1 protein-coding gene is annotated in these 239 nt (G+C 69.0%); it reads right to left on the minus strand.

Annotated features, from left to right (window positions below; translation table 11 throughout):
• A partial coding sequence (gene tnpB / locus BST14_RS28945; RefSeq protein WP_142279739.1) for an IS66 family insertion sequence element accessory protein TnpB occupies positions 1 to 239 on the minus strand: 239 nt, incomplete at its 5' end.

Here is a 239-nt window from a genome sequence, read left to right on the forward strand (position 1 = left end):
CTATAGCCGCCACTGTGCCGGCGCCTGGACCGACAGGCGCTGCCAGTCCACGCCCATCACCAGCCACTGCCACTGCTCGGCACTAAGCTGCCAGCAACTCTCGCCCGGCTGCGGCCAGACGAACTGGCCCCGATGCAGACGGCGCAGGCACATCCACACGCCAGTGCCATCCCAGCCCACCACCTTGATGCGCGTGCGGCGCCGGTTGCTGAACACGTACGCCGTCCCATCGCAGGGCG

The organism is Mycobacterium arosiense ATCC BAA-1401 = DSM 45069 (assembly GCF_002086125.1).
GTDB classification, from domain to species: Bacteria; Actinomycetota; Actinomycetes; order Mycobacteriales; family Mycobacteriaceae; genus Mycobacterium; species Mycobacterium arosiense.